Origin of the sequence: Streptosporangium sp. NPDC050855, from assembly GCF_044456585.1 — a bacterium.
Classification (GTDB): Bacteria; Actinomycetota; Actinomycetes; order Streptosporangiales; family Streptosporangiaceae; genus Streptosporangium; species Streptosporangium longisporum.
Window position 1 is genome coordinate 19,502 of sequence record NZ_JBITFY010000023.1, and the last position, 21,418, is coordinate 40,919.

At 73.7% G+C, this 21,418-nt stretch carries 18 protein-coding genes; 9 read left to right on the forward strand and 9 right to left on the reverse strand.

All coding sequences use genetic code 11. The features are described from left to right. Positions 1-56 precede the first annotated feature (56 nt). The 3 genes from ACIBCT_RS34045 to ACIBCT_RS34055 form a co-directional block, all read right to left on the reverse strand. Positions 57-1,148 carry a winged helix DNA-binding domain-containing protein gene (locus ACIBCT_RS34045; protein ID WP_399195758.1) on the reverse strand — a complete coding sequence of 364 codons (1,092 nt, stop codon included), beginning with the start codon at positions 1,146-1,148 and terminating at the stop codon, positions 57-59. 197 nt (positions 1,149-1,345) lie between these two features. Beyond that, positions 1,346-2,077 (reverse strand): GNAT family N-acetyltransferase, encoded by a 732-nt coding sequence (locus ACIBCT_RS34050; RefSeq protein ID WP_399195760.1) that lies wholly within the window; start codon positions 2,075-2,077, stop codon positions 1,346-1,348. Between the two features lie 202 nt (positions 2,078-2,279). Further along, a complete protein-coding gene (locus tag ACIBCT_RS34055) occupies positions 2,280-2,825 on the reverse strand; it encodes an MOSC domain-containing protein (RefSeq protein ID WP_399195762.1) in 546 nt (181 codons plus the stop codon). Between the two features lie 110 nt (positions 2,826-2,935). Here ACIBCT_RS34055 and ACIBCT_RS34060 point away from each other — a divergent pair, with 110 nt between their 5' ends. Both ACIBCT_RS34060 and ACIBCT_RS34065 read left to right on the forward strand, forming a co-directional pair. Beyond that, positions 2,936-3,910, forward strand: a complete 975-nt coding sequence (locus tag ACIBCT_RS34060) for a tyrosine-type recombinase/integrase (protein WP_399195764.1) — start codon at positions 2,936-2,938, stop codon at positions 3,908-3,910. 168 nt (positions 3,911-4,078) lie between these two features. Next, entirely contained in the window at positions 4,079-4,777 is a 699-nt protein-coding gene (locus tag ACIBCT_RS34065; RefSeq protein ID WP_399195766.1) for a hypothetical protein, read from the forward strand. Between the two features lie 59 nt (positions 4,778-4,836). Here ACIBCT_RS34065 and ACIBCT_RS34070 read toward each other — a convergent pair whose 3' ends face one another. From ACIBCT_RS34070 to ACIBCT_RS34080, 3 genes are all read right to left on the reverse strand, one after another. Beyond that, positions 4,837-5,973: an ABC transporter permease gene (locus ACIBCT_RS34070; RefSeq protein ID WP_399195768.1), complete on the reverse strand. Its 1,137-nt coding sequence runs from the start codon at positions 5,971-5,973 to the stop codon at positions 4,837-4,839. Then, positions 5,963-6,985, reverse strand: a complete 1,023-nt coding sequence (locus ACIBCT_RS34075) for an ABC transporter permease (protein WP_399195770.1) — start codon at positions 6,983-6,985, stop codon at positions 5,963-5,965. Before ACIBCT_RS34075 ends, ACIBCT_RS34070 begins: the two co-directional genes overlap by 11 nt. Positions 6,986-7,147: 162 nt before the next feature. Then, on the reverse strand, positions 7,148-8,653 hold the full coding sequence (locus tag ACIBCT_RS34080; RefSeq protein ID WP_399195772.1) for a sugar ABC transporter ATP-binding protein: 1,506 nt from the start codon (positions 8,651-8,653) through the stop codon (positions 7,148-7,150). A gap of 285 nt (positions 8,654-8,938) precedes the next feature. Here ACIBCT_RS34080 and ACIBCT_RS34085 point away from each other — a divergent pair, with 285 nt between their 5' ends. The 4 genes from ACIBCT_RS34085 to ACIBCT_RS34100 all read left to right on the forward strand — a co-directional run bounded on the left by ACIBCT_RS34085 (position 8,939) and on the right by ACIBCT_RS34100 (position 13,546). Further along, complete coding sequence (locus tag ACIBCT_RS34085; RefSeq protein WP_399195775.1) at positions 8,939-9,946, forward strand: LacI family DNA-binding transcriptional regulator; 1,008 nt, start codon at positions 8,939-8,941, stop codon at positions 9,944-9,946. A 90-nt stretch (positions 9,947-10,036) separates the two neighbouring features. Continuing rightward, the gene (locus tag ACIBCT_RS34090) at positions 10,037-10,654 is read left to right on the forward strand and encodes an NUDIX domain-containing protein (RefSeq protein WP_344897800.1); all 618 of its coding nucleotides are present in this window, start codon (positions 10,037-10,039) and stop codon (positions 10,652-10,654) included. A 530-nt stretch (positions 10,655-11,184) separates the two neighbouring features. Next, a complete protein-coding gene (locus ACIBCT_RS34095; RefSeq protein WP_399195776.1) occupies positions 11,185-11,835 on the forward strand; it encodes a lysophospholipid acyltransferase family protein in 651 nt (216 codons plus the stop codon). A gap of 79 nt (positions 11,836-11,914) precedes the next feature. Further along, positions 11,915-13,546: a penicillin-binding transpeptidase domain-containing protein gene (locus ACIBCT_RS34100; RefSeq protein ID WP_399195778.1), complete on the forward strand. Its 1,632-nt coding sequence runs from the start codon at positions 11,915-11,917 to the stop codon at positions 13,544-13,546. 80 nt (positions 13,547-13,626) lie between these two features. Here ACIBCT_RS34100 and ACIBCT_RS34105 read toward each other — a convergent pair whose 3' ends face one another. Then, entirely contained in the window at positions 13,627-13,914 is a 288-nt protein-coding gene (locus ACIBCT_RS34105) for a DUF3040 domain-containing protein (protein ID WP_399195780.1), read from the reverse strand. Between the two features lie 377 nt (positions 13,915-14,291). After that, a complete protein-coding gene (gene tuf / locus ACIBCT_RS34110; protein ID WP_399195782.1) occupies positions 14,292-15,464 on the reverse strand; it encodes an elongation factor Tu in 1,173 nt (390 codons plus the stop codon). Between the two features lie 451 nt (positions 15,465-15,915). Here tuf and ACIBCT_RS34115 point away from each other — a divergent pair, with 451 nt between their 5' ends. Beyond that, entirely contained in the window at positions 15,916-16,107 is a 192-nt protein-coding gene (locus ACIBCT_RS34115) for a hypothetical protein (protein ID WP_399195785.1), read from the forward strand. Between the two features lie 55 nt (positions 16,108-16,162). Then, a complete protein-coding gene (locus tag ACIBCT_RS34120; protein WP_399195787.1) occupies positions 16,163-19,534 on the forward strand; it encodes a PDZ domain-containing protein in 3,372 nt (1,123 codons plus the stop codon). 83 nt (positions 19,535-19,617) lie between these two features. Here ACIBCT_RS34120 and ACIBCT_RS34125 read toward each other — a convergent pair whose 3' ends face one another. Beyond that, a complete protein-coding gene (locus ACIBCT_RS34125; protein WP_399195789.1) occupies positions 19,618-20,100 on the reverse strand; it encodes a winged helix-turn-helix transcriptional regulator in 483 nt (160 codons plus the stop codon). 148 nt (positions 20,101-20,248) lie between these two features. Here ACIBCT_RS34125 and ACIBCT_RS34130 point away from each other — a divergent pair, with 148 nt between their 5' ends. Continuing rightward, positions 20,249-21,184: an NADP-dependent oxidoreductase gene (locus ACIBCT_RS34130; protein ID WP_399195791.1), complete on the forward strand. Its 936-nt coding sequence runs from the start codon at positions 20,249-20,251 to the stop codon at positions 21,182-21,184. Positions 21,185-21,418 lie beyond the last annotated feature (234 nt).

The following is a 21,418-nucleotide window of genomic DNA, read 5'->3' on the forward strand; positions in this document are numbered from 1 at the left end:
CACCGGCACGGGGAAGAGAAGAGCGACGACCCCGTTCTCGCGGCCCCGAGGACCGGTCAGGCGTCGTGCAGGCGCACCTCGCGGGAGGGCGACGCCGGGGCGAGGACGTCGAGCAGGCGTGCCCCCTCCGCCTCCAGGTCCGCCCGTTCCCGCTCGCTCACCGGGGCGAACAGCTCCACCTCCAGCGTCGCCTCCCGCCGCCCGCGCGTCACCTTCCAGATGCCCCGCACGAAACCGTCGACGAGCACCGTCGCCTTGACGATGCCGTTGATCGTGAAGATCCGCCCCCGGTACTCCTCGTCGCAGATGCGGGTCCTGGTCCGCCGGTCGAACGAGATCAGCATGTTGTCGAACTCCGACAGGTAGCGGACCGGGACCGGGGTGTCCGGGTCGGGACGCTCCGCCTCGGGCAGGTCGAACAGCTTCGCGCCGTCCTCGGCCGCGAAGACCCGCAGGTCCATCTCGCGGACGACCTCTCCCAGCCGGGTCAGGCCCGACCACTGCTGGAGGTCCATCACCGTGGCGGGTCCGTAGGCGGCGAGGTAGCGGCGGATCGCCTCCTCGGCGCCGGGCCGCTCCGCCAGGGGCCGGCCCAGCCATGCCTCGGCGGTGGTGTGGGCGGCCTGCCCGCCCACCCCCCAGATCCCCCGGGGCGGGACCTGGACCAGCGCCAGCGTGTTGCGCACCACGGCGACCAGATCCGCGGCGGGAACCTGCGGCCACCGCTCCCGCAGCAGCTCCCCCAGCTCGCGGAAGGTCAGCGGGCGCTCCTCCACCAGCTTCCGACCGGTCGCGGTCACCTCGTCCAGGTCCACCCCGGCCGGGACCCTGCCGCGCAGGGCCCGCTCCAGCACCGGCCGCATCAGCGGCCGCAGGACCAGGCAGTCGTCGGCGGTGACCAGGTGGATGGTGGAGCGCATCAGCACCAGCCGCACCACCAGGCGATCGTTGATCAGCCGGGCGAGGTCGTCGGGGACGAACCCCGCCAGCCTGCTCCACAGCCCGATGTAGGGAGGGTCGGGGGCCTGTGCCTGCATGCCGTACAGGTGCTCCACCGCCTCCAGCGCGGACAGCTCGGCGCGGGCCGACAGCAGCTGTCTCTCCAGCGTGGCCCTGTTCAGCGCGCGCCGGCCGAGTACCTCGGGCATTCCTCTCCTTTCATCGCGTGTCCTCACATGTCCTCTGACGCCGTCGTGTGACGCCGTCGTGTGACGCCGTCGTGCCGTCTGCCGCGCCGCGTCCCGGTCGCGCTCGTGGCCGCGCACCCGCGCCCCGCACGGGCAGGTCGGCGGGCAGGGCGGCGGGCAGGGCGGCGGGCAGGGTACGGGGATCGCGGAGGCGGGCCTCAGAGGGTCGGTGGCACCCACACGTACGGTGTCATCGTGGTGATCGCCTCCAGGCCCAGCCTGGACAGGATCGGGCCGCTGGCGCCGGAGGCGTCCACCCGCACGAAGCGGAAACCCCGCGCGACCGCCAGGCCCGCCCGGTACGACACCATCGCCCGGTAGACGCCCCGGCCCCGCCACTCCTTGAGGGTCGAGCCGCCCCACAGCGAGACGAAGTCCGTGCCCTCGTGGAACCGCACCCACGCCGCGCACACCACCCGCCCGTCCGCCTCGGCGACCACCACCGTGCAGGGGTCCCCGGGACCGGCGATCTCGCGCTCCAGCATGCCGGGCAACCAGCCGTGGTCGGCGTTCCAGACCGTCTCCTCCAGCTCGCGGATGCGCTCCAGGTCCTCGCGCCCGGTCGCCTCCCGCAGCCGTACCCCGGCGGGCGGGGGGTGGGCGCCGGCCGGCTCGGCGGCCTGCCCGACGAACAGCGTCTCGCGCTCCAGCGGCTCGAACCCCGCGGCTTCGAGCCGTTCGGGCAGGTCGGCGGGCAGGTCGTAGGCGTGGTACTGCCACTCCACCTCCCGGCCCACCCGGGTGAAGAAGTCCCGCTGGCGGGCGATGACCCCGTCCAGCTCGGCACCGTCGAGCCCGCCCAGGTCTCGGTAGGACAGCAGACCCTGGCCGTGGCCGGTCGACACGGTCCGCAGCAGCGGCCCGAATCGCTCGGCGGTGCGACCCGGCATCGGCCGTCCACGGAGCTGGTCGTGATATGCCCGTAGGTAGGCGGAGGCCCGCGATGAGTTGTCCATTACGGACAGCCAACCACAGACTCACCGCCTCCGACATGGCGTTCCGCCGTCCCCGGCCCACCCGGCCCACCTCGGTCCACGCCCGGCCCGTCCGAGGTCCGGGGGCGCACGAGAACGGAGCCCGGCGGGAACGGCGTCAGACCCCCTTCAACCGGCGGTGCGGGGGAGGCGGCGGCTCCACCTCGATCCGGTCACCGGGACGCACCTCGCCCCCCGATGTCACCACGCCCATCACCCCGGCCCAGCCGACCCGGGCGCCCTCGGCGGTCCGCGCCGTCATCCGCTTGAGCATGCCCGTCCGGAAACGCTCGATCTGCCTGCACGGGGTGCGCAGGCCGGTCACCTCCACCACGGCCTCCTCCCCCAGCCTCAGCAGCGTCCCGGCCGGCAGCTCCAGCAGGTCGACGCCCCGGGTGGTGATGTTCTCCCCCAGCTCTCCGGCACCCACGGAGAACCCCTCCCGCCGCAGCTCGTCGTGGAGCTCGGCGGGGATCAGGTGGACCTGGCGGAGGTTGGGCCGGGTGGGGTCCTGCGCCACGCGGAAGCGGTGCTTCACCGTGACCCCCAGGTGCGCGTCCCCCTCCACGCCCAGCCCCGCCAGCAGCCGGATCGCGGGCTCGACGGCCTTGCCGAAGGTGTGGGTGGCGCTGCGGCTGACCGCCGTCACTTCTCCGTTCGTCATGATGCGATCCTGCCCGGCCGCCCCGCCTCGGAGAACCCCTCGGTGGCCCGTCCTTTCACATGCCACCCCCTTTACGATGTAGATTCACCGGGCGCGGTAGGGTCGGCCCGGTGAGCGTGCCAGCCGTCCCCGCCTCGCCGAGCCCCGTCCTCGAACCCGCCCGTGACCCCTACCGGGTGTACCTGGACTCGCTGACCAGCGTGGAGTCCCGCCGCACCATGCGCGGCTGCCTCGACAGGCTCGCGGCCCTCGTCTCCGGCGGAGAGGTCTCCTCCGGCGCGGGACGGCCCTGGCACCTGCTGCGCTACGAGCACACCGTGCGCCTGCGCGCCCTGATGACCGAGCGCGGCTGGTCCCCCTCGTACGTCAACAAGCACCTGGTCGCGCTGCGCAGGGTGCTGCGCGAGGCCTGGCGGCTGGGCCTGATGACCGCCGAGGAGTACCAGCGCGCGGCCGACCTGCCGACCGTCGAGCACACCCGGCTGCCCACCGGCCAGCACGTCCCGCCGGAGGTGGTGGGAGCCGCGCTCGCCGCGTGCGACCGGGACGACTCCCCGGCCGGGGCCCGGGACGCGGCCCTGCTGGCGGCGCTGTACTCCACCGGCTGCCGTCGCGCCGAGATCGCCGGGCTCGCGCTGGGCGACTACGACCCGGGGTCGCGGTCGCTGCGGGTACGCGGCAAGCGCGACAAGGAGCGGCTGGTCTACCTCACCACCGAGGCCGTGGCCAGGATGGAACGCTGGCTGGCCGTACGGGGCCGTCCCGCGGGCGCCCTGTTCTGCCCGATCAGCAGGCTCGGCCGGCTGCGGACCCGGGACGGCGGTCCCGCGCCGATGACCGGGCAGGCCGTGGCCGACATCCTGGCCAGGCGCCTGGCCCAGGCCGGGGCCGCGGCCCGTACCCCGCACGACTTCCGGCGGACCTTCATCGGCGAGCTGCTCGACGCCGGGGTGGACCTGGCGACCGCGCAGGCCCTCGTCGGCCACTCCTCCCCCGCGACCACGGCCCGTTACGACCGGCGCCCCGAACGCCGCCGCCGCGAGGCGGTCGACAGGATCACCCTGCCCGCTCCCAAGCCGCTCTGAGCGCCGCCGCACGCCCGTGTCCCGGCCCGGATCGGTCCCGTCCCGCCTCCGGGAACGACCCCGGGCCGGTTCCGGATCGGCCCCGGATCTCACCATGGTCCGCCGGGTACGCCGTAACTGTCGGTGGCGACCTTTACCATGAGCCATCTCGAGGAGGGATAGCCGCTCATGGTGGACGCGCTCAGGGTTTCGCTGCTGGTCACTACCGATCTGCCGCCCGACACCGACCTGACGGAGTTCGGGGAGTTGCTGGTCGATTCGGTGCGCACGCTGCAGCGGGGCGAGGTGACCTACCCCGCGCTGCTGCGCGGCGGGGTGTTCTGGCTGGATCGGCCGCTGCCGCCGTCCGACGACGGGCTCGCCGTCGTGGCGACCGAGGAGCTGCGGTTCGCGGCGCTGCTGGGTCACCTGTCGGCCGCCCACCCTCCGGGCTCGGCCAGGGAGACGGTGGCCGACGCGGGCCGGGCCATCACCGCCGCCGTCACCGCCCGGTACGGCGACCTGGGCAGCCCGCCCGCCGTGATGGCGATCCGCAGCGAGGACGTGCGCGAGCGCACCCCGGAGTCGGCCGTCCGCGTCGGCCCCGGCACCTCCGCCGCCCCCGCCCTCGTCTCACAGGAGCAGCCCGTCCCGGACACGTGGCCCGGTTCGCCCGCGCAGCCCGTCCCGCACGCGCAGCCCGTACCACAGGCGCAGCCCCTTTCGCAGGTGACGACGGAGGCCGCGGCGCGGACGGCGGCGTCGACGTCGACGTCCATGTCGACGGAGGGCCGGGGGGCGCAGCCCGCGGTGTCCCCGGCCCCGGCCCCGTCCGCGGCTCCCCGGGAGGACACGCCGGGCGCGAGGGCCCTGAGCGGCCGCTCCTGAGCCTGCACCCGGGCGTCAGGCCGCCGAGGCCCTCGGGCCCTGCCGAGGCCCTCGGGCCCTCACAAGGGGGCGGGTGGTGCGGGCGCCCGCCTGCGCCGGGCGAACACCGCCAGGAGACGAGGGGTGATCACCGAGACGATCAGCAGCAGGCCGGTGACGATCGACTGGATCTCGGTCGCCACGTCGTTGAGCATGAGCAGGTTACGGAGGAGGCCGATGAGCAGCACCCCGGCGATCACCCCGCCGAGGGTCCCCCTGCCCCCGTCGAAGTCGACGCCCCCGAGCAGTACCGCGGCGATCACCGCCAGCTCCAGCCCGGCCCCGTTGTCGGCCCGGGCGCTGCCGTACCGCAGGGTGAAGATCACCCCGGCGAAGGCGGCGACGGTGCCCGAGACCACGAACAGGATCAGCTTGATCCGCTTGACCCGGATCCCGGCGAACCGCGCGGCCTCCTCCTGGGCGCCGATCGCGAACAGCGAGCGGCCGAAACCCGTCGCGTGCAGCACCACGCCGGTCACGGCGGCCAGCAGGACGAACAGCGCCACCGGGTACGGGATCGGCGTGCCGGGCACGTCGCCCACCACGAGTTCCGTGTAGCCCCGCGGGAACTCGGCGACGGCCCGGTCCCCCAGCACCACGTACGCCAGGCCCCGGTAGAGCGCCAGCGTGCCGATGGTGACGGCCAGCGAGGGCAGCCCGAGCCGCGTCACCAGCAGGCCGTTGACCAGCCCGCAGACCGCCCCGACGACGACCACCAGCGGGATGATCGTCTCGATCGCCCAGCCGGCGTCCCAGAGGGCTCCCAGCAGGGCGCTGGACAGGCCCAGCACCGAGGCCACCGAGAGGTCCACCTCCGCGGCCACCACCAGCATGGTCATGGCGAGCGCGATCAGCGCGATCTCCCCCAGGTCGCCCAGCGCGAACGACAGGTTGCCAGCGCTCGCGAAACCGGGCGACCCGGCCGAGCCCGCCAGGAGGACGAGCACCAGCAACAGCCCGACGAACACGTCCCAGCGCAGCAGGCGCCCGGACGGGCCGCGGTCCGCCCGCGCGGTGGAGAGCCGGCCGGCGCCGTCCCGGGTGTCCCGGGAGTCCCCGGCGTCCCGGGAGTCCCCGGCGTCCCGGGAGTCCCCGGGACCGTCGGGACCGTCGGGACCGTCGGGACCGGAGCGTGCGGTGCTCACCTCAGGAGCCATGCCGGGCGTTCCTCCTCCGCAGAACCCGCGCGACGCGCAGCGCGAGCAGCCGGTCGACGCTGATCGCCAGGAGCAGCAGCGCCCCGGTGATCGCCTGCTGCCAGAACGGGTTGACCTTGAGCACGACCAGCGCGCCGGTGATGGTGGTGAGCAGCAGCGCGCCGAGCGCCGCGCCGTACACGGTGCCGGCCCCGCCGGTGATCGCCACCCCGCCGACCACGACGGCGCCGACCACCTGAAGCTCCCAGCCGCCCGCGGCGTCGGCGACCACCGTGCCGAACCGCGACAGCCAGAGCACCCCGGCCAGTCCCGCCAGCGCGCCGCTGAACAGGTAGGCCCCCATCACCCGTCGCCGCACCGGCACCCCCGCCAGGCTCGCGGCCTCGGGGCTGGAGCCGATGGCGTAGAGGTCACGTCCCGAGGCGTAGGAGCGCAGGTGGTGGCCGACGGCCAGCATCACCGCCACGGCGATCACCGGCAGGTACGGGACCCCGAGCACCGAGCCGTTGCCCAGCGAGAGCAGCGAGCGCGGCAGGTCGACGGCGTTGATCTGCCGCCCGTGGGCGACGTAGTGGCAGACGCCCTGGATCACGTACAGCGTGCCCAGGGTCACCACCAGGGCCGGTACGCGGCCGAAGCTGACCAGCAGGCCGTTGACCAGGCCGCAGAGCGCGCCGATCGCCACGCCCGCGACCACCGCGAAGGTGACGCCCCCGCCGTGACCGGCGGAGAGCAGGTCACCGACGGTGAAGGCCACCAGGCCGACGACCGAGCCGACCGACAGGTCGATGTTGCGGGTGATGACGACGACGGACTGGCCGACGGCGAGCAGCACCAGGATCGAGGCGTTGAGGAAGATGTCCGTCAGGCCCTGCCCGGACAGGAAGCCGGCGTTGGTGCTCGCGGTCACCGCCACCAGGACGGCCAGCGCCGCCACGATGCTCAGCTCCCGGGCCCGGAGCACCAGGTCGACCAGGCCGCGGGCGCTCCGCTGCGCGGTGACGGCGCTCATCCGTCCTCCCCCGCCGGTGGCGCGTCCCGGTCGGCGCGGTTCGCGAGGTCCTTCCCCGCGGGCCCGCCGTCGTCCGCGGCGTGCTCCCCGGCCGGCCGCGCCTGCGGCCCGTCGCGGTTCACGAGGTCGTCCCCGTCGGCCGTACGTCCCCGCCGCGGTCGTTCACGAGGCCCTCCCGGTCGCCGCCGACATGACGTTCTCCTCCGTGGCCCGCTCCCGCGGGATCTCGGCGACGAGCCGTCCCTCCTGCATGACCAGGACCCGGTCGGCCATGCCGAGCACCTCGGGCAGGTCGGAGGAGATCATCAGGACGGCGAGCCCCTCGGAGGCGAGCCGGGACAGCAGGCGGTGCACCTCGGCCTTGGTGCCCACGTCGATGCCCCGGGTGGGCTCGTCGACGATGAGAACCTCGGGGTCGGTGGCGAGCCACTTGCCCAGCACGACCTTCTGCTGGTTGCCGCCGGAGAGCACGTCGACCGCGTCCGACAGCCGGCCGAACCCGAGGTGGAGCCTGATCGCCCAGTCGCGGGCCCGGTCGCGCTCGGCGGCGCGGGAGACCAGCGGGCCCCGGCGCAGGCGCTTCAGGCCGGTGATCCCGATGTTGCGCTCGATGGAGTGGCCCATCACCAGGCCCTGCCGGCGCCGGTCCTCGGGGACCAGGGCCAGACCGGCGGACATCGCGGCGGTCGGGGACGCGGCGGGCAGCCTCCTGCCGTTCACCTCGACGGTCCCGACGTCCCGGCGGTCCACCCCGAAGATCGCGCGGGCGACCTCGCTCCGGCCCGCCCCGATCAGCCCGGCCAGGGCGACGATCTCGCCCCGCCGCACCTCGAAGGAGACGTCGGTGAACACGCCCTCACGGGTGAGCCTGTCGACCCTCAGCGCCACCTCGCCGACCCGGGCCTCCTGCTTGGGATAGAGGGTGCCGAGGTCGCGGCCGACCATCCGGCGGACCAGCTCGTCGTGGGTCAGCCCGGCGACCGGCTCACTCGCGATCCAGGTGCCGTCGCGCAGCGTGGTGACCCGCCCGCAGAGCTCGAAGATCTCGTCCAGCCGGTGCGAGATGAACAGCACCGCGCATCCCTGCTCGCGCAGCGCCTCGACCACGCCGAACAGCCGAGCCACCTCGTTGCCGGACAGCGCCGCGGTCGGCTCGTCCATGACGAGCACCCGCGCGTCCCGCGACAGGGCCTTGGCGATCTCCACGAGCTGCTGGTCGGCGATGGACAGGCCGCGGGCCGGCTGCTCGGGGCCCAGGGCCACGCCGAGCCGGGCGAACAGCTCCGCGGACCGGGCGCGCATGGCCGCCCGGTCGATCCGGCCGAACCTGCCCCTGGGGTGGCGGCCGATGAAGATGTTCTCGGCGACCGACAGGTCCGGGAACATCGTGGGCTCCTGGTAGATCACCGCCACGCCCGCCCGCTGGGCGTCGGCCGGGCCGGAGAACTCCACCGGCTCGCCGTCCAGCAGGACCTGCCCGCCGTCCGGGCGGTGCACCCCCGCCAGGATCTTGACCAGCGTCGACTTCCCGGCACCGTTCTCCCCGGCCAGCGCGTGCACCTCACCGGCGCACAGGTCGAGCGAGACCTCGTGCAGCGCCCGTACGGCGCCGAACGCCTTGCTCACCCCGGCCAGCGCCAGCACCGGGGGAACCGCCGGGGAGGACATGGCAGGTGGTCCGGGGGACGGCTCCGCGGAAGGCGGTCCGGGGGCGGCCTCCCCCTCGCCCGGTGCGGCCACCGCACCCACCTCCTCCGCGTTAAAAACGTTTTAGAGTAATGAGCGGACGCTAATCCCGTACGCCGAGGGCTGTCAATGGGGGTGACGTGCTCGTTTCCGAGGGGTGACGCCGGTAGCGCGGGCAGGGCAGGTCAGGGGCCCGCGAGCACGATTGGGTAGGGTCTCGCCCGACGGGATGACACGTTTTAATATCTGCCGGAGCCGGGAGGACGGGTGGGCGACGTCGGCATCAAGCAGGTCGCCCTGGCCGCGGGGGTCTCTCCGGGCACGGTCTCGAACGTGCTGAACCGGCCCGAGCGGGTGGCGGCGCCGACCCGGGAACGCGTCACCCGCGCGATCCGCGAGCTCGGTTTCGTCCGCCACGGCTCGGCCTCGACGCTGCGCGCCGGGCACAGCAGGACCATCGGCCTGTCGGTGATGGACATCGGGAACCCGTTCTTCACCGACGTGGCGGCCGGGGCCGAGGACGCCGCCGGCGCGCTCGGCTACGCGGTGATCCTGGGCAACTCGGCGGGCGGTGCCGCCAAGGAGGAGCGCACCCTGCGGGTGTTCGCCGAGCACCGGGTACGCGGGGTGCTGATCACCCCCTCCGGCGGGGACACCCGCGGGCTCGACGGGCTGCGCGAGCACGGCATCGGCGTGGTGCTCCTCGACCATCCCGCCCACCGGCCCGGCCAGTGTTCGGTGAGCGTCGACGACGTGGCCGGGGGACGGCTGGCCGCCGGGCACCTGCTCGGCCGCGGCGCGCGGCGGATCTGCCACGTCACCGGCCCGCCGGACGTCCGCCAGTGCCGGGACCGGGAACGGGGTGCCCGGCTGGCCCTGACCGACGCGGGCCTGGACCCGCGGTCCGCCCTGCGCACGGTACGGGCCGCCGCGATGACCGCGCGGGCGGGGCAGGAGGTGGCGGCGGCGCTGCTCCGCGAGGGCCGGCCACCGGAGGCGATCTTCTGTGCCAACGACATGCTCGCCCTCGGCGTGCTGCGCGGCCTGCTCCAGGCGGGGGTGGACGTGCCCGGCGACGTGGCCCTGATCGGCTACGACGACATCGACTTCGCCGCCGCCTCGGCGGTCTCGCTCAGCTCGATCCGGCAGCCCACCTACCGGCTGGGGCAGATCGCCACCGAGCTGCTGCTGGACGAGTGCGCCGACCCCGCCGGGCACGCCCATCGGCAGATCATGTTCCAGCCCGAGCTGGTCGTCCGCGAGTCCACGGGCTGAGCGTCCCGTCCCGGCCCCCGTCCCGGCGCCCGCCCCGATCGGCCCGGCCCGGCCCGGGAAGGTGTGTCAAGGTGTGTCATCGTGGCGCCCATGGCTCTTCCCGGCTACGACGAGCTCCGTCCGCGCATCGCCGCCAACCTGTCGGCGTTCCGGCGGCGGAGCGCCCTGCCGCTGACCGAGGGGCTGCGGCACGCCGCGGTCACCGTCTGCGTGCTCCAGGACGGGGCGGGGCGGCCGTACACGATCGTGATCAGGCGCTCCGCGCACGGCCGCAACGCCGGGCAGTGGGCGCTGCCCGGCGGGCGACTCGACGACGGTGAGGACGCCCTGGCGGCGGCCGAGCGGGAGCTGGAGGAGGAGGTCTCGGTACGGGGGGTGGAGGTGGCCGGGGTGCTGGACGACTTCGTCACCGACTCGGGGTTCGTGATCACTCCGGTGGTCGCCTTCGGGGGGCGGCAGCGGCCCCGCGGGGATCCGTACGAGGTGGCCTCGGTGCACCGGGTGCCGCTGGAGCGGTTCCTGGCCCCGGGGGTGCCCCGCTGGCGGATCGACGAGGAGGGACGGAGCCTGCTGCAGATGCCCCTGGGGCCCTCGATCGTGATCCACGCGCCCACCGGAGCGATTCTCTGGCAGTTCGCGGAGGTGGCCCTCAAGGGCCGTGACCTGCGGGTGGCCGGGGTCGCGCAGCCGCACTGGACACGCCGATGACCCCGAAGCGGAATAACCGGCGGTGAGGGTCGGTTAGAGTAAGCGTGCCGATGTGGTTTGTGTCCCCCGGGCCGCAAATTACCGCCTTCACGGAATACCGTTCGGCTGGAGCCGTGTTGTGCCTCTCGCCGAGGAGGCGACCGCCACATCGGCACTAAACGTCACGCCCCGCGAGCGCTCGTACAGGCTCGCGGGGCGTTTCTTTTTCCCGGCTCCCTCCCTCGGGCCCCCGACCGCTCTTGCCCGGCTCGCTCCGGGCCGTCCCGAGGCCGTTCTCCGGCCCCTGAGGGGCTCCTGGACGCCCCTGGAGGGCCTACGGGATTTCTTTGGTGCCCGGGTGGGGGCCGCGGGGTTCCAGCCGGCTCCCAGGGGGTTCCGGCCGACGGGAGGTTTCGCCCTGCTCGCCCAGGTAAGGGCCTGGGCGTTGGAGGATGGCCACAAAGCCGGGAGCTCCGCTTGTGCGGGTACGCACAACCGTCCCCCGCGGGACCACCGCTTAGGGTTGTGAACCCGTCCCATGAGGAGAGCCTGTGCTCTATCGCCTGACCAAGACCGTCAGCGCTCCGGTCCTGCACCTGCTCTGGCCGACCACGGTCACCGGGCACGAGCACGTTCCCGTCACGGGCCCGGCCATCATGGCCTCCAACCACCTCTCGGTCCTCGACTCGACCTTCCTGCCGCTGGTGCTCAAGCGTCAGGTGCGCTTCGTCGCCAAGGCCGAGTACTTCACCGGCAACCCCGTCACCGCCCTGTGGATGCGCGCCACCGGTCAGATCAGCATCGACCGGCAGAGCCCCACCTCGGCCCAGGACATGCTGGACGCGGCGGCGGCGGTGCTCGGCAAGGGCGAGCTGTTCGGCATCTACCCGGAGGGCACCCGCTCCCCCGACGGCCGCCTCTACCGGGGCAAGGTCGGCGTCTCCTGGCTGGCCCTGGCCACCGGCGCGCCGGTGATCCCGGTGGCCATGGAGGGCACGGACAAGGTGCTGCCCATCGGCGCCACGAGGCCCAGGCTCGGCAGGGTGAACGTCCGCATCGGCAAGCCGATGACCTTCAGCGGCTCCGAGCGGAGCGCGCGCGACCGGCGCGCCGTCACGGACGAGATCATGGCGGCGATCCAGGAGCTCTCCGGCCAGGAGTACGTGCCGAGTTACGCACCGAGTCGCGCACAGGGCAAATGATCATCTAACGGCGGATGTCACACCGTCACGCTAGGCTGCCCCCTTCGGAGAACCGAAGCGCGACGAACGGGGGGATCAGGTGGCGCGGGGCAGAACGATCGCGATCACGTCGGCGGCCGTCGTGCTGGTGGCGGGGGCCGCGGGGGGCGGCGCATGGTGGTACCTGCACACCAGGGGCACCCCCCAGGAGACCGCGGAGCTCTTCGTCCGGGCCTGGCAGAAGGGCGACCTGGCGGGCATGCGCGCCCAGCTGGGGACGCCGGACCCGGCGTTCGACACGACGTACGAGAAAATGCGCAAGGCGCTCGGCGTGCAGGGCACCGTGGTGCGGCTGGACGGGGTGCGCGAGACCGGGGACGGCGTCGGCCAGGCCGCGTACACCGCCACGCTGAAGCTCAAGGACGTCGGCGAGTGGAGCTACTCCGGCGCCGTGGACCTGGCGGTCGTCGACCGGCACTGGCGGGTGAAGTGGTCGCCGCGCGCGGTCCATCCCGACCTGACCGGGACGACCGCCTTCGCGCTGAGGACGAAGTGGCCGGAGCGGGCCGCGATCACCTCCGCGGACGGCGACCGCATCGACGGCGCCGACGTGGGCGGCTCGGTGCAGCAGCTCGCCGGGTACCTGGAGAAGGCCACGGCCAAGCACGTCGCCAAGCTGGGGGCTCCGTACCGGGTGGGCGACGCGGTCGGCGCGAGCGGGCTGCAGCAGAGGTTCCAGAAGCGCCTGGCCGGCACCCCGGACACCGGGATCGAGCTGGTCGGCGCGGACGGCAAGACCGTCAAGACCGTGGGCGAGATCGACGGCGAGGCGGGCGAGGCGCTGGCGACCAGCCTGGACATGCGGGTCCAGCGGGCCGCGGTCGAGGCGGTCCGCGACCTGAAGAAGACCACGTCGCTGGTCGCGATCAGGCCCTCGTCGGGTGAGATCCTCGCGGTGGTGAACAACGTGGGCGGCTTCAACCGGGCGCTGGACGGCAACTACCCTCCCGGCTCGACCTTCAAGGCGGTCACCGCGGTGGCGCTGCTGGGCGAGGGGATGAAGCCCGGCGACCGGGTCACCTGTCCCAAGGACGTCAAGGTCGGCGGGCTGCCGATCCGCAACTCCAACCACGCCGCCTACGGCTCGGTGTCGCTGTCGGACGCCTTCGCCCACTCCTGCAACACCACCTTCGCCCCCCTGACCAAGGAACGGCTGGACGCCGACAGGCTGGTGGACACCGCGGAGCTGTTCGGCTTCAACACGCCGCTCGACATCGGCGTCCCCGCCGCCAAGGGCAGCTTCCCCAGGGCCGAGAGCGACGCGGAGCTGGCCGCCGAGTCCTTCGGGCAGGGCCGCATCACGGCCAGCCCGCTGCTGATGGCCTCGGTCGCCGCCGCGCTGGCCGACGGCACCTGGCGCCCGCCGACCCTGGTGCCCTCGCTGAAGCAGCCGGTGGAGCCGCGGGCGCTCCCCGAGGGGGTGCTGCCCGACATGCACCGCATGATGTCCGCCGTGGTCACCAAGGGCACCGCCGAGGACGCGGGCCTGCCCCGGGGCACCCGCGGCAAGACCGGGACCGCCGAGTACGGGCCCCAGGACGATCTGAAGACCCACGCCTGGTTCATCGGCTTCCGCGGGGACCTGGCCTTCGCGGTGATCGTGGAGGAGGGGTCGGGCGGTGGCGCGGTCGCCGCTCCGGTGGCGGCCGACTTCCTGCGTGCCCTGGGCTGAGCCGAGGGCCCTGTCGTACGCGGTGTCCGTCGTGCTCCGGTCCCGCCGTGCTCCGGTCCCGCCGGGGCGGGAGAGGGCGGTCAGAACGGAAGGGCCGCGGCGGCCTCGTGACGCAGGACCATGATCAGAAGCGTGGCGATCAGGGTGGCGATCAGCAGCCAGCTGAACATGATGATGACGGTGGACCGGCGCAGGCGCGCCGACGGGCGTCCGCGCCGCTTCCTGGGGGCACGCCTGCGTCCGCCGCGCTCGTTGCGCTGGACGCGCTCGTTGAACGACTCCAGGCGAGCCGCGAGCCGCGGATCCTCATCGACGAGGTAGCGCTCGATCTGCAGCAGCATGCGCTCTTCGTCTTGCGACCAGGCCATGCGGCACCTCCCCGGAACGCAAGCCGTGTGCGGACGTTCTGCCCAATCGTGAAGATCGTTATCCGTTCCGAGGGCCTTGATTTACCCCTTCTTTTCCTGGAGGCGATCAGAACACGGGATCATGCCCGCTCCGGGAGCCGGAAGGGTCTCGTGACCGTGGTTCGGGCGATTCCCAGCCTTCGGTACGATCTCGACATTCCAACGGGCCGGTAGATCCGGACGGGCCCGCCCGCCTCCCCTCGCCGCCGTCGTGAACCGTGCCGTCGTGAACCGTGCCGTCCCCCCGAGCCGGTACGACCCGGCACGGGGAGACGGCACGGCACCGCGGAGACGGCACGGCGCCGGGGAGGCGACCCGGCGCCGGGGAGGACGGCCGTTCAGTCGAGCGGGGCCGTCACCGTGCCCGCGCCGACGGTCCTGCCGCCCTCGCGGATCGCGAAGCCCAGCCCGGCCTCCAGCGCCACCGGCCCGCCCAGCTCGACCGTGACCTGCACCGTCTCGCCGGGCAGCGCCGGGCCCGTGCCGCCCAGGTCCATCCGGCCCGGCACGTCGGTCGTCCGCAGGTAGAACTGCGGGCGGTACCCGGTCGTGACGGCGGTGCTCCGCCCGCCCTCCGCGGCCGTCAGCAGGCGGACGGTGGCGGTGAAGAGCCGGTGGGCGCTCTGGCTGCCCGGCGCGGCCAGCACCTGGCCGCGCCGGACCTGCTCGCGGCGGATCCCGCGCAGCAGCAGCGCCGCGTTGTCCCCGGCCTCGCCCCGCTCCATGGTCTTGCCGAAGGTCTCGACCCCGGTGACGACCGCGGTGAACCCCTCGCCGAGCCCGACGGCCTGCACGGTGTCGCCGACCCCGACGGTGCCGCGCTCGATCGCCCCGGTGACGACCGTGCCGCGGCCGGTGACGGTGAGCACGTTCTCCACCGGCAGCAGGAACGGGGCGTCGGTGTAGCGGACCGGCACCGGGACGTGGTCGTCGACCGCCTGGAGCAGCGCCTCGATCGAGGCCGTCCACTCCGGGTCGCCCGCCAGCGCCCGCAGCCCGGAGACCCGGACCACGGGCACGTCCGGGTAGCCGTGCTCGTCGAGCAGGTCGCGCAGTTCCAGCTCGACGAGGTCGGCCAGCTCCGGGTCGGCCCCGTCGGCCTTGTTGAGCGCGACCACGACGTGCTCGACGCCGACCCGGCGCGCGAGCAGCACGTGCTCGCGGGTCTGGGGCATGATCCCGTCCAGCGCGGAGACCACCAGGATCGCCCCGTCGAGCTGCGCCGCCCCCGTGATCATGTTCTTCACGTAGTCGGCGTGGCCGGGCATGTCCACGTGCGCGTAGTGGCGCGTGGCCGTCTCGTACTCGACGTGCGAGATGTTGATGGTGATGCCCCGGGCCGCCTCCTCGGGGGCCCGGTCGATGCGGTCGAACGGGACGTAGGCCGCCCCGCCCCGCTCGCTGAGCACCTTGGTGATCGCGGCGGTCAGCGTGGTCTTGCCGTGGTCGACGTGTCCCATCGTGCCGATGTTCAGGTGCGGCTTGGTCCGCACGTAGGCCTGCTTGGCCATGATCGTTGTCTTTCCCGACGCTCGTCCGTGACGGCGACCCGTGCTCGGCCGACCCCTCCCCGCCGGGTCACCTGGGACGAACGGGAAAGGGTCGGCGCTCCGCGCCGTCGAGCCGCCTGGCGGCGGGAGTCAGGGCACGCCCGGACGCGCCCGCGGTGGCGGGCGTCGCGAGAATGGCGTGCCGGAACATGCCTTCATGCTGGGACATGTCCGCGTACGACGGCAACCGGATTTCCGGCGACCCCGGCCGGCGGCCCCGGCCGGCGGCCCCGGACGGCGGTCCCGCACGACGGTCACGGACGGCGCACCGGCCGCGGACCCGACGGCGGACCCGACGGCGGACCGGCGACCGGCGACCGGCGGGTCGCGGGTGGCCGATGTCCGGAAGGGGTATCTAAGGCTCTGTATGCCTGGTCATGGGCATCATCCGTCGAGCATCACGGGGGAAACGATGACGGACAGCAGGGATTCCAAGGACTCCGGCAAGGCCGCGAAGGTCTCCGGAAAGAGCAAGAAGGCGGCCATGAAGGCGTCGCGGTCGGCCAAGCAGGCCAAGAAGCAGTCGGGCGGGTCCGACACCAGGATGCCGGAGACGGGACCGGCCCACCTTCAGGGACGGGCCGTCCAGCCTCCGGGGGCGTGAAATCATGATCGGGCGACCGAGGTGACCTCCCGTCGCCCGATCATGGAGTGACACGATGCCCGCCTACCTTCGCTTTCCGACGATCTTCGGTGACGTGGTCGTCTTCGCCGCAGAGGACGACCTGTGGATGGTCACCGCCGAGGGCGGGCGGGCCTTCCGGCTGACCGCCGGGGTGGCCGAGGCGGGCTATCCCCGCTTCTCCCCCGGCGGCGACCGCCTCGCCTTCGTCGGCCGCGAGGAGGGGCCGGAGGAGGTCTACGTGATGCCCGCCGACGGTGGCGCCGCCCGGCGGGTGACCTACCACGGGGCCCGCTCCACCGTCACCGGCTGGGACCCGACCGGCGGCATCGTCTACGCCAGCGACCAGGGGCAGCCCTTCGACGGCCGCAGGTGGCTGCACCGGGTGGAACCGGACGGGATGCCCGAGCGCCTGCCCTACGGCCCGGCCAACACCATCTCCTACGGCCCGCGGATCGTGCTCGGCCGCAACACCGCCGACCCTGCCCGGTGGAAGCGCTACCGCGGCGGCACCGTGGGCGACCTGTGGATCGAGACCGGTGGCGGGCGGTTCCGGCGGCTCACCTCGCTGCCCGGCAACCTGGCCTCGCCCTGCTGGGCCGGGGACCGGGTGTACTTCATCTCCGACCACGAGGGCGTCGGCAACGTCTACTCCTGCGACGCCGAGGGCGGTGACCTGCGCAGGCACTCCGACCACGCCGACTACTACGCCCGCAACCTCTCCGGCGACGGCCGCAGGCTGGTCTACCACGCCGGGGCCGAGCTGTACCTGGTGGAGGACGGGGAGTCGCGCCCGATCGAGGTGCGGCTGCGCAGTTCCCGTACCCAGCGCAACCGCCGGTTCGCCCCGGCCGAGGACTTCCTGGACGGCGCCACGCTCAGCCCCGACGGCAGCGGCCTGGCCGTCGTCACCCGCGGCAAGGCGTTCTCCTTCGCCGCCTGGGAGGGGCCGGTGCGCCAGCACGGGTCGCTGTACGGGGTCCGCTACCGGTTGCTGAACTGGCTCGGCGACGGGGAGCGGCTGGTGGCGGCGGCCAGCGACGAGGGCGACCGTGAGGTGCTGGTGATCCTGTCCGCCGACGGGTGCGCCGACCCCGTCCGGCTCGACCACCTCGACACCGGCCGCGCCGTCGCCCTGGAGGTCTCCCCCACGGCGGACGTCCTGGCGGTGGCCAACCACCGCAACGAGCTGATCCTGGTGGACCTCGCACCGGACGGGACCGGCGGGACGGACGGCCGCGACGGCCGTGACGGCCGTGACCGTGCTACCGGCGCTACCGGCAGGGCGCCGGCGACCGGCCGCCGTGCCGGCTCCGCGAGGGGCACCGGCCGGGACGGGGACGGCCGGGCTCGCGCCCGGGTGGTGGACTCCAGCAGGTTCGGCGCGATCGAGGACCTGGCCTGGTCCCCCGACGGCCGCTGGCTGGCGTACGCCTGCCAGGACACCGCGCAGACCACCGCGGTGAAACTGTGCCGGGCCGAGACGGGCGAGACGTTCCCCGCCACCCGGCCGCTGCTCTGGGACGGCCGTCCGGCCTTCGACCCCGGTGGCGACTACCTGTACTTCATCGGCCGGCGCGTCTTCAACCCCGTCTACGACGAGCTGCAGTTCGACCTCGGCTTCCCGCTGGGCTCGCGCCCGTACGCGATCGCGCTCCGGGCCGACGTGCCCTCCCCCTTCGTCCCCGCGCCCCGGCCGCTCAGGGACGACGACGACGACGCCGGCACCGGCGGCACCGGTCACGAGAACGGGGAGCACGGGGAGCACGGGGACGGTGACGACGACGGCGACGACGGGGTGCCCGAGGTGGTCATCGACCTCGACGGCATCGAGGACCGGGTCGTCGTCTTCCCCGTGCCCGAGGGCCGCTACGAGGGCGTCGCCGCGATCGAGGGCAAGGCGGTCTACCTGACCTTCCCGGTCGAGGGGAGCGTCGGCGACGACTACGCCGACTCCTCCGACGGCACCCTGCACGTCTACGACTTCGCCAAGCAGAAGCAGGAGACCCTGGTCGGGGACGTGTCGGAGTTCCGGCTGGGCCGCGACGGCGACACGCTGCTCTACCGGTCCGGCGCGCGGCTGCGGATGATCAGGGCCGGGCAGGAGCCGGAGGACGACGACACGCCGGGCCGTACCAGCGGGTGGGTGGACCTGTCGCGGGTGAAGGTCTCCATCCGGCCCGAGGCGGAGTGGCGGCAGATGTTCCGGGAGGCCTGGCGGCTGCAGCGGGAGAACTTCTGGACCGAGGACATGGCCGGGCTCGACTGGGACGGGGTCTACCTGCGGTACCTGCCGCTGGTGGACCGGGTCACCACCCGGGGGGAGTTCTCCGACCTGCTGTGGGAGCTGCTGGGCGAGCTGGGCACCTCGCACGCCTACGAGAGCGGCGGCGCCTACCGGCCCCGGCCGCACTACCGGCAGGGCAAGCTCGGCGTCGACTGGGCCTTCGAGGACGGGGCGCACCGGATCGCCGGGATCGTCGGCGGCGACCGGTGGGATCCCGAGACGACCTCGCCGCTCAACCGTCTCGGCGTGGACGTACGGCCCGGTGACGCGGTGCTGGCCGTCAACGGCCAGCGGGTGGGCCGGGACGTGTGCCCGGACGAGCTGCTGGTCAACCAGGCCGACCAGGAGGTGCAGCTCACCCTGGGGCGCGGGGACGACAGGTGGACCGTGACCGTCAGGGCGATCGGCGACGAGCAGCCGGGCCGCTACCGCGACTGGGTGGAGGCCAACCGGGCCCGCTGCCACGAGCGCGGGGGCGGCCGGATCGGCTACCTGCACATCCCGGACATGGGCCCGGAGGGGTACGCCGAGTTCCACCGCGGTTTCCTGGTCGAGTACGACCGCGAGGCCCTGGTGGTGGACGTCCGCTTCAACGGGGGCGGTCACGTCTCGGCGCTGCTGCTGGAGAAGCTGGCCCGGCGCCGCCTGGGGTACGACTTCCCCCGCTGGGGGGTGCCCGACCCCTACCCCGACGAGTCGCCGCGCGGCCCGATGGTGGCGATCACCAACGAGTGGGCGGGCTCCGACGGTGACATCTTCAGCCACACCTTCAAGCTGCTGGGCCTGGGACCGCTGATCGGCAAGCGCACCTGGGGCGGGGTGATCGGCATCTGGCCCCGGCACCGGCTGGCCGACGGGACGATCACCACCCAGCCCGAGTTCTCCTTCGCCTTCGACGACGTGGGCTGGCGGGTGGAGAACTACGGCACCGACCCCGACATCGAGGTGGACATCACCCCGCAGGACTACGCGGCCGGGGTGGACACCCAGCTGGAGCGGGCCATCGACGTGGCCCTGGAGCGCCTGGTCCTGCAGCCGCCGCACACGCCCAACCCGGCGGCCAGGCCCCGGCTGGCGGTGCCGCGCCTGCCGCCCCGCCAGACCGGGGGACGCATGCCGTGACCCGCTCGTCGTCGTGCGCGCGCGGGGCCCGGCGCTCCGGCCGGCGTCCACCGGCCGGCCCTCGTGCTCAGGACGCCGTGTTCTCAGGGCGCCCCTGAGGGTGCGGTCCCGTGGGCGCCCGCCGTCACCGGGCCACCGCCGGGGAGATCCCGGTGATGCTCCTGCGGTGACGTGCGCCCGTCGTAGGCGTCGCGGGCGGCGGTGACCTGCTCGATGTGCGTCTCGGCCCAGTCCTTGATGGCCCGCATCACCGGGAGCAGGCTGACGCCCAGCGGGGTGAGGGCGTAGTCGACCCGTACCGGGACCGACGGGGTGACCGAGCGGGACACCAGCCCGTCGCGTTCCAGGCCGCGCAGGGTCTGGGTGAGCATCTTCTGGCTGACACCGGCGACGGTGCGGGACAGGTCGCTGTAGCGCCGCGGGCCGTCGGCGAGCGCGTTGAGGAGCAGGCTCACCCACTTGTCGCTGATGCGATCGAGAAGCCGGCGGGCCGGGCAGGCCGCGAGGTAGGCGTCGTAGGCGACACGCGCCTCCTCGCGCCGTCGCGCGGCGGTACGGGTGGTCATGACGCTCCTGTGGGTTCGGTACGCACCTCGGAGTGCGTACTTCCTGATAGAGAGTAGCTCTCCATACGGTTGTCCCCACGTCCATGACGGCCTTTCGGAACAGATGGCCTTCGGAACAGATGGCCTTTCGGAACAACGGGGAGAACACATGCGTGCAGTCGTCGTCCGCGCCTTCGGCGGGCCCGAGGTCCTGCGGATCGCGGAGGTGCCGGTGCCGGTCGCCGGAGAGGGGCAGGTGCGCATCCGGGTCGAGGCCGCGACGGTCAACCCCGTCGACCTGGCCACCCGCTCCGGCGCGCTCACCGAGGCGGGCCTGCTCCCGGTACGGGACGTGATCGGCATCGGCTGGGACGTGGCAGGCGTCGTCGAGGAGACGGGCCCGGGGGTCACCGGGATCGAGCGCGGGGCACGGGTGATCGGCCTGTCCGACCGGCTGGACGTGCCGCTGGGCGCCCAGGCCGAACAGGTCGTGCTGGACGCGGACGCGGTCACGGCCGCCCCGGCGGGCGTGACCCCCGTACAGGCCGCGACCCTGCCCCTGAACGGGCTCACCGCCCTCCAGGCGCTCGACGGCCTCGGCCTGGAGCCCGGGCGGACACTGCTGGTGACCGGTGCGGCCGGTGCCGTCGGCGGCTTCGCGGTCCAGCTGGCCGCGGCACGCGGGATCCGGGTGGTCGCGGTCGCCGGGGCCGGCGACGAGCCGCTGGTGCGCGAGCTCGGAGCCGGGCTGTTCGTGCCGCGTACGGCACGGCTGGGCGAGGCGGTGCGCGCCCTCGTCCCTGGCGGCGTGGACGCGGCACTGGACGCCGCCGTGGTCGGGGCGGCCGCGCTGGACGCGGTCCGCTCCGGCGGGACGTTCGCCGCGCTGGTCGCGGGAGGGGCACCGGCGCCGCTGCGCGGCATCCGGGTGTTCAACCACTGGATCCGCGCCGACGGGGCGCGCCTGTCGGACCTCGTCGCCCTGGTGGAGGCGGGCGCGCTCACCCTGCGCGTCGCCGGGACCATGCCCCTCGACCGGGTCTCCGCGGCCCACCACCGGCTCGCCGACGGCGGCCTCCGCGGCCGCCTCGTCCTCACCCCCTGAGCATCGCCCCGCCCGCGGGACCGAAGGCGCGTCAGGCTCCAGGGCCCGCGGGGACGGGCGGGATCGTCATGTCCGGCACGGTCCACCCGTCATCAGGCTCCCGGACCCGCGGGCGCCGGACCGGAACACGAGCCGCCCCGTCCCCGCGAGGTTTTCGGTCCGGCCTTATTCCGGACTCGTTGCCTGGAAGGAGAGGGATGGGCCAGAATCGATGGGTTCGTTCGCAGGGGCGTG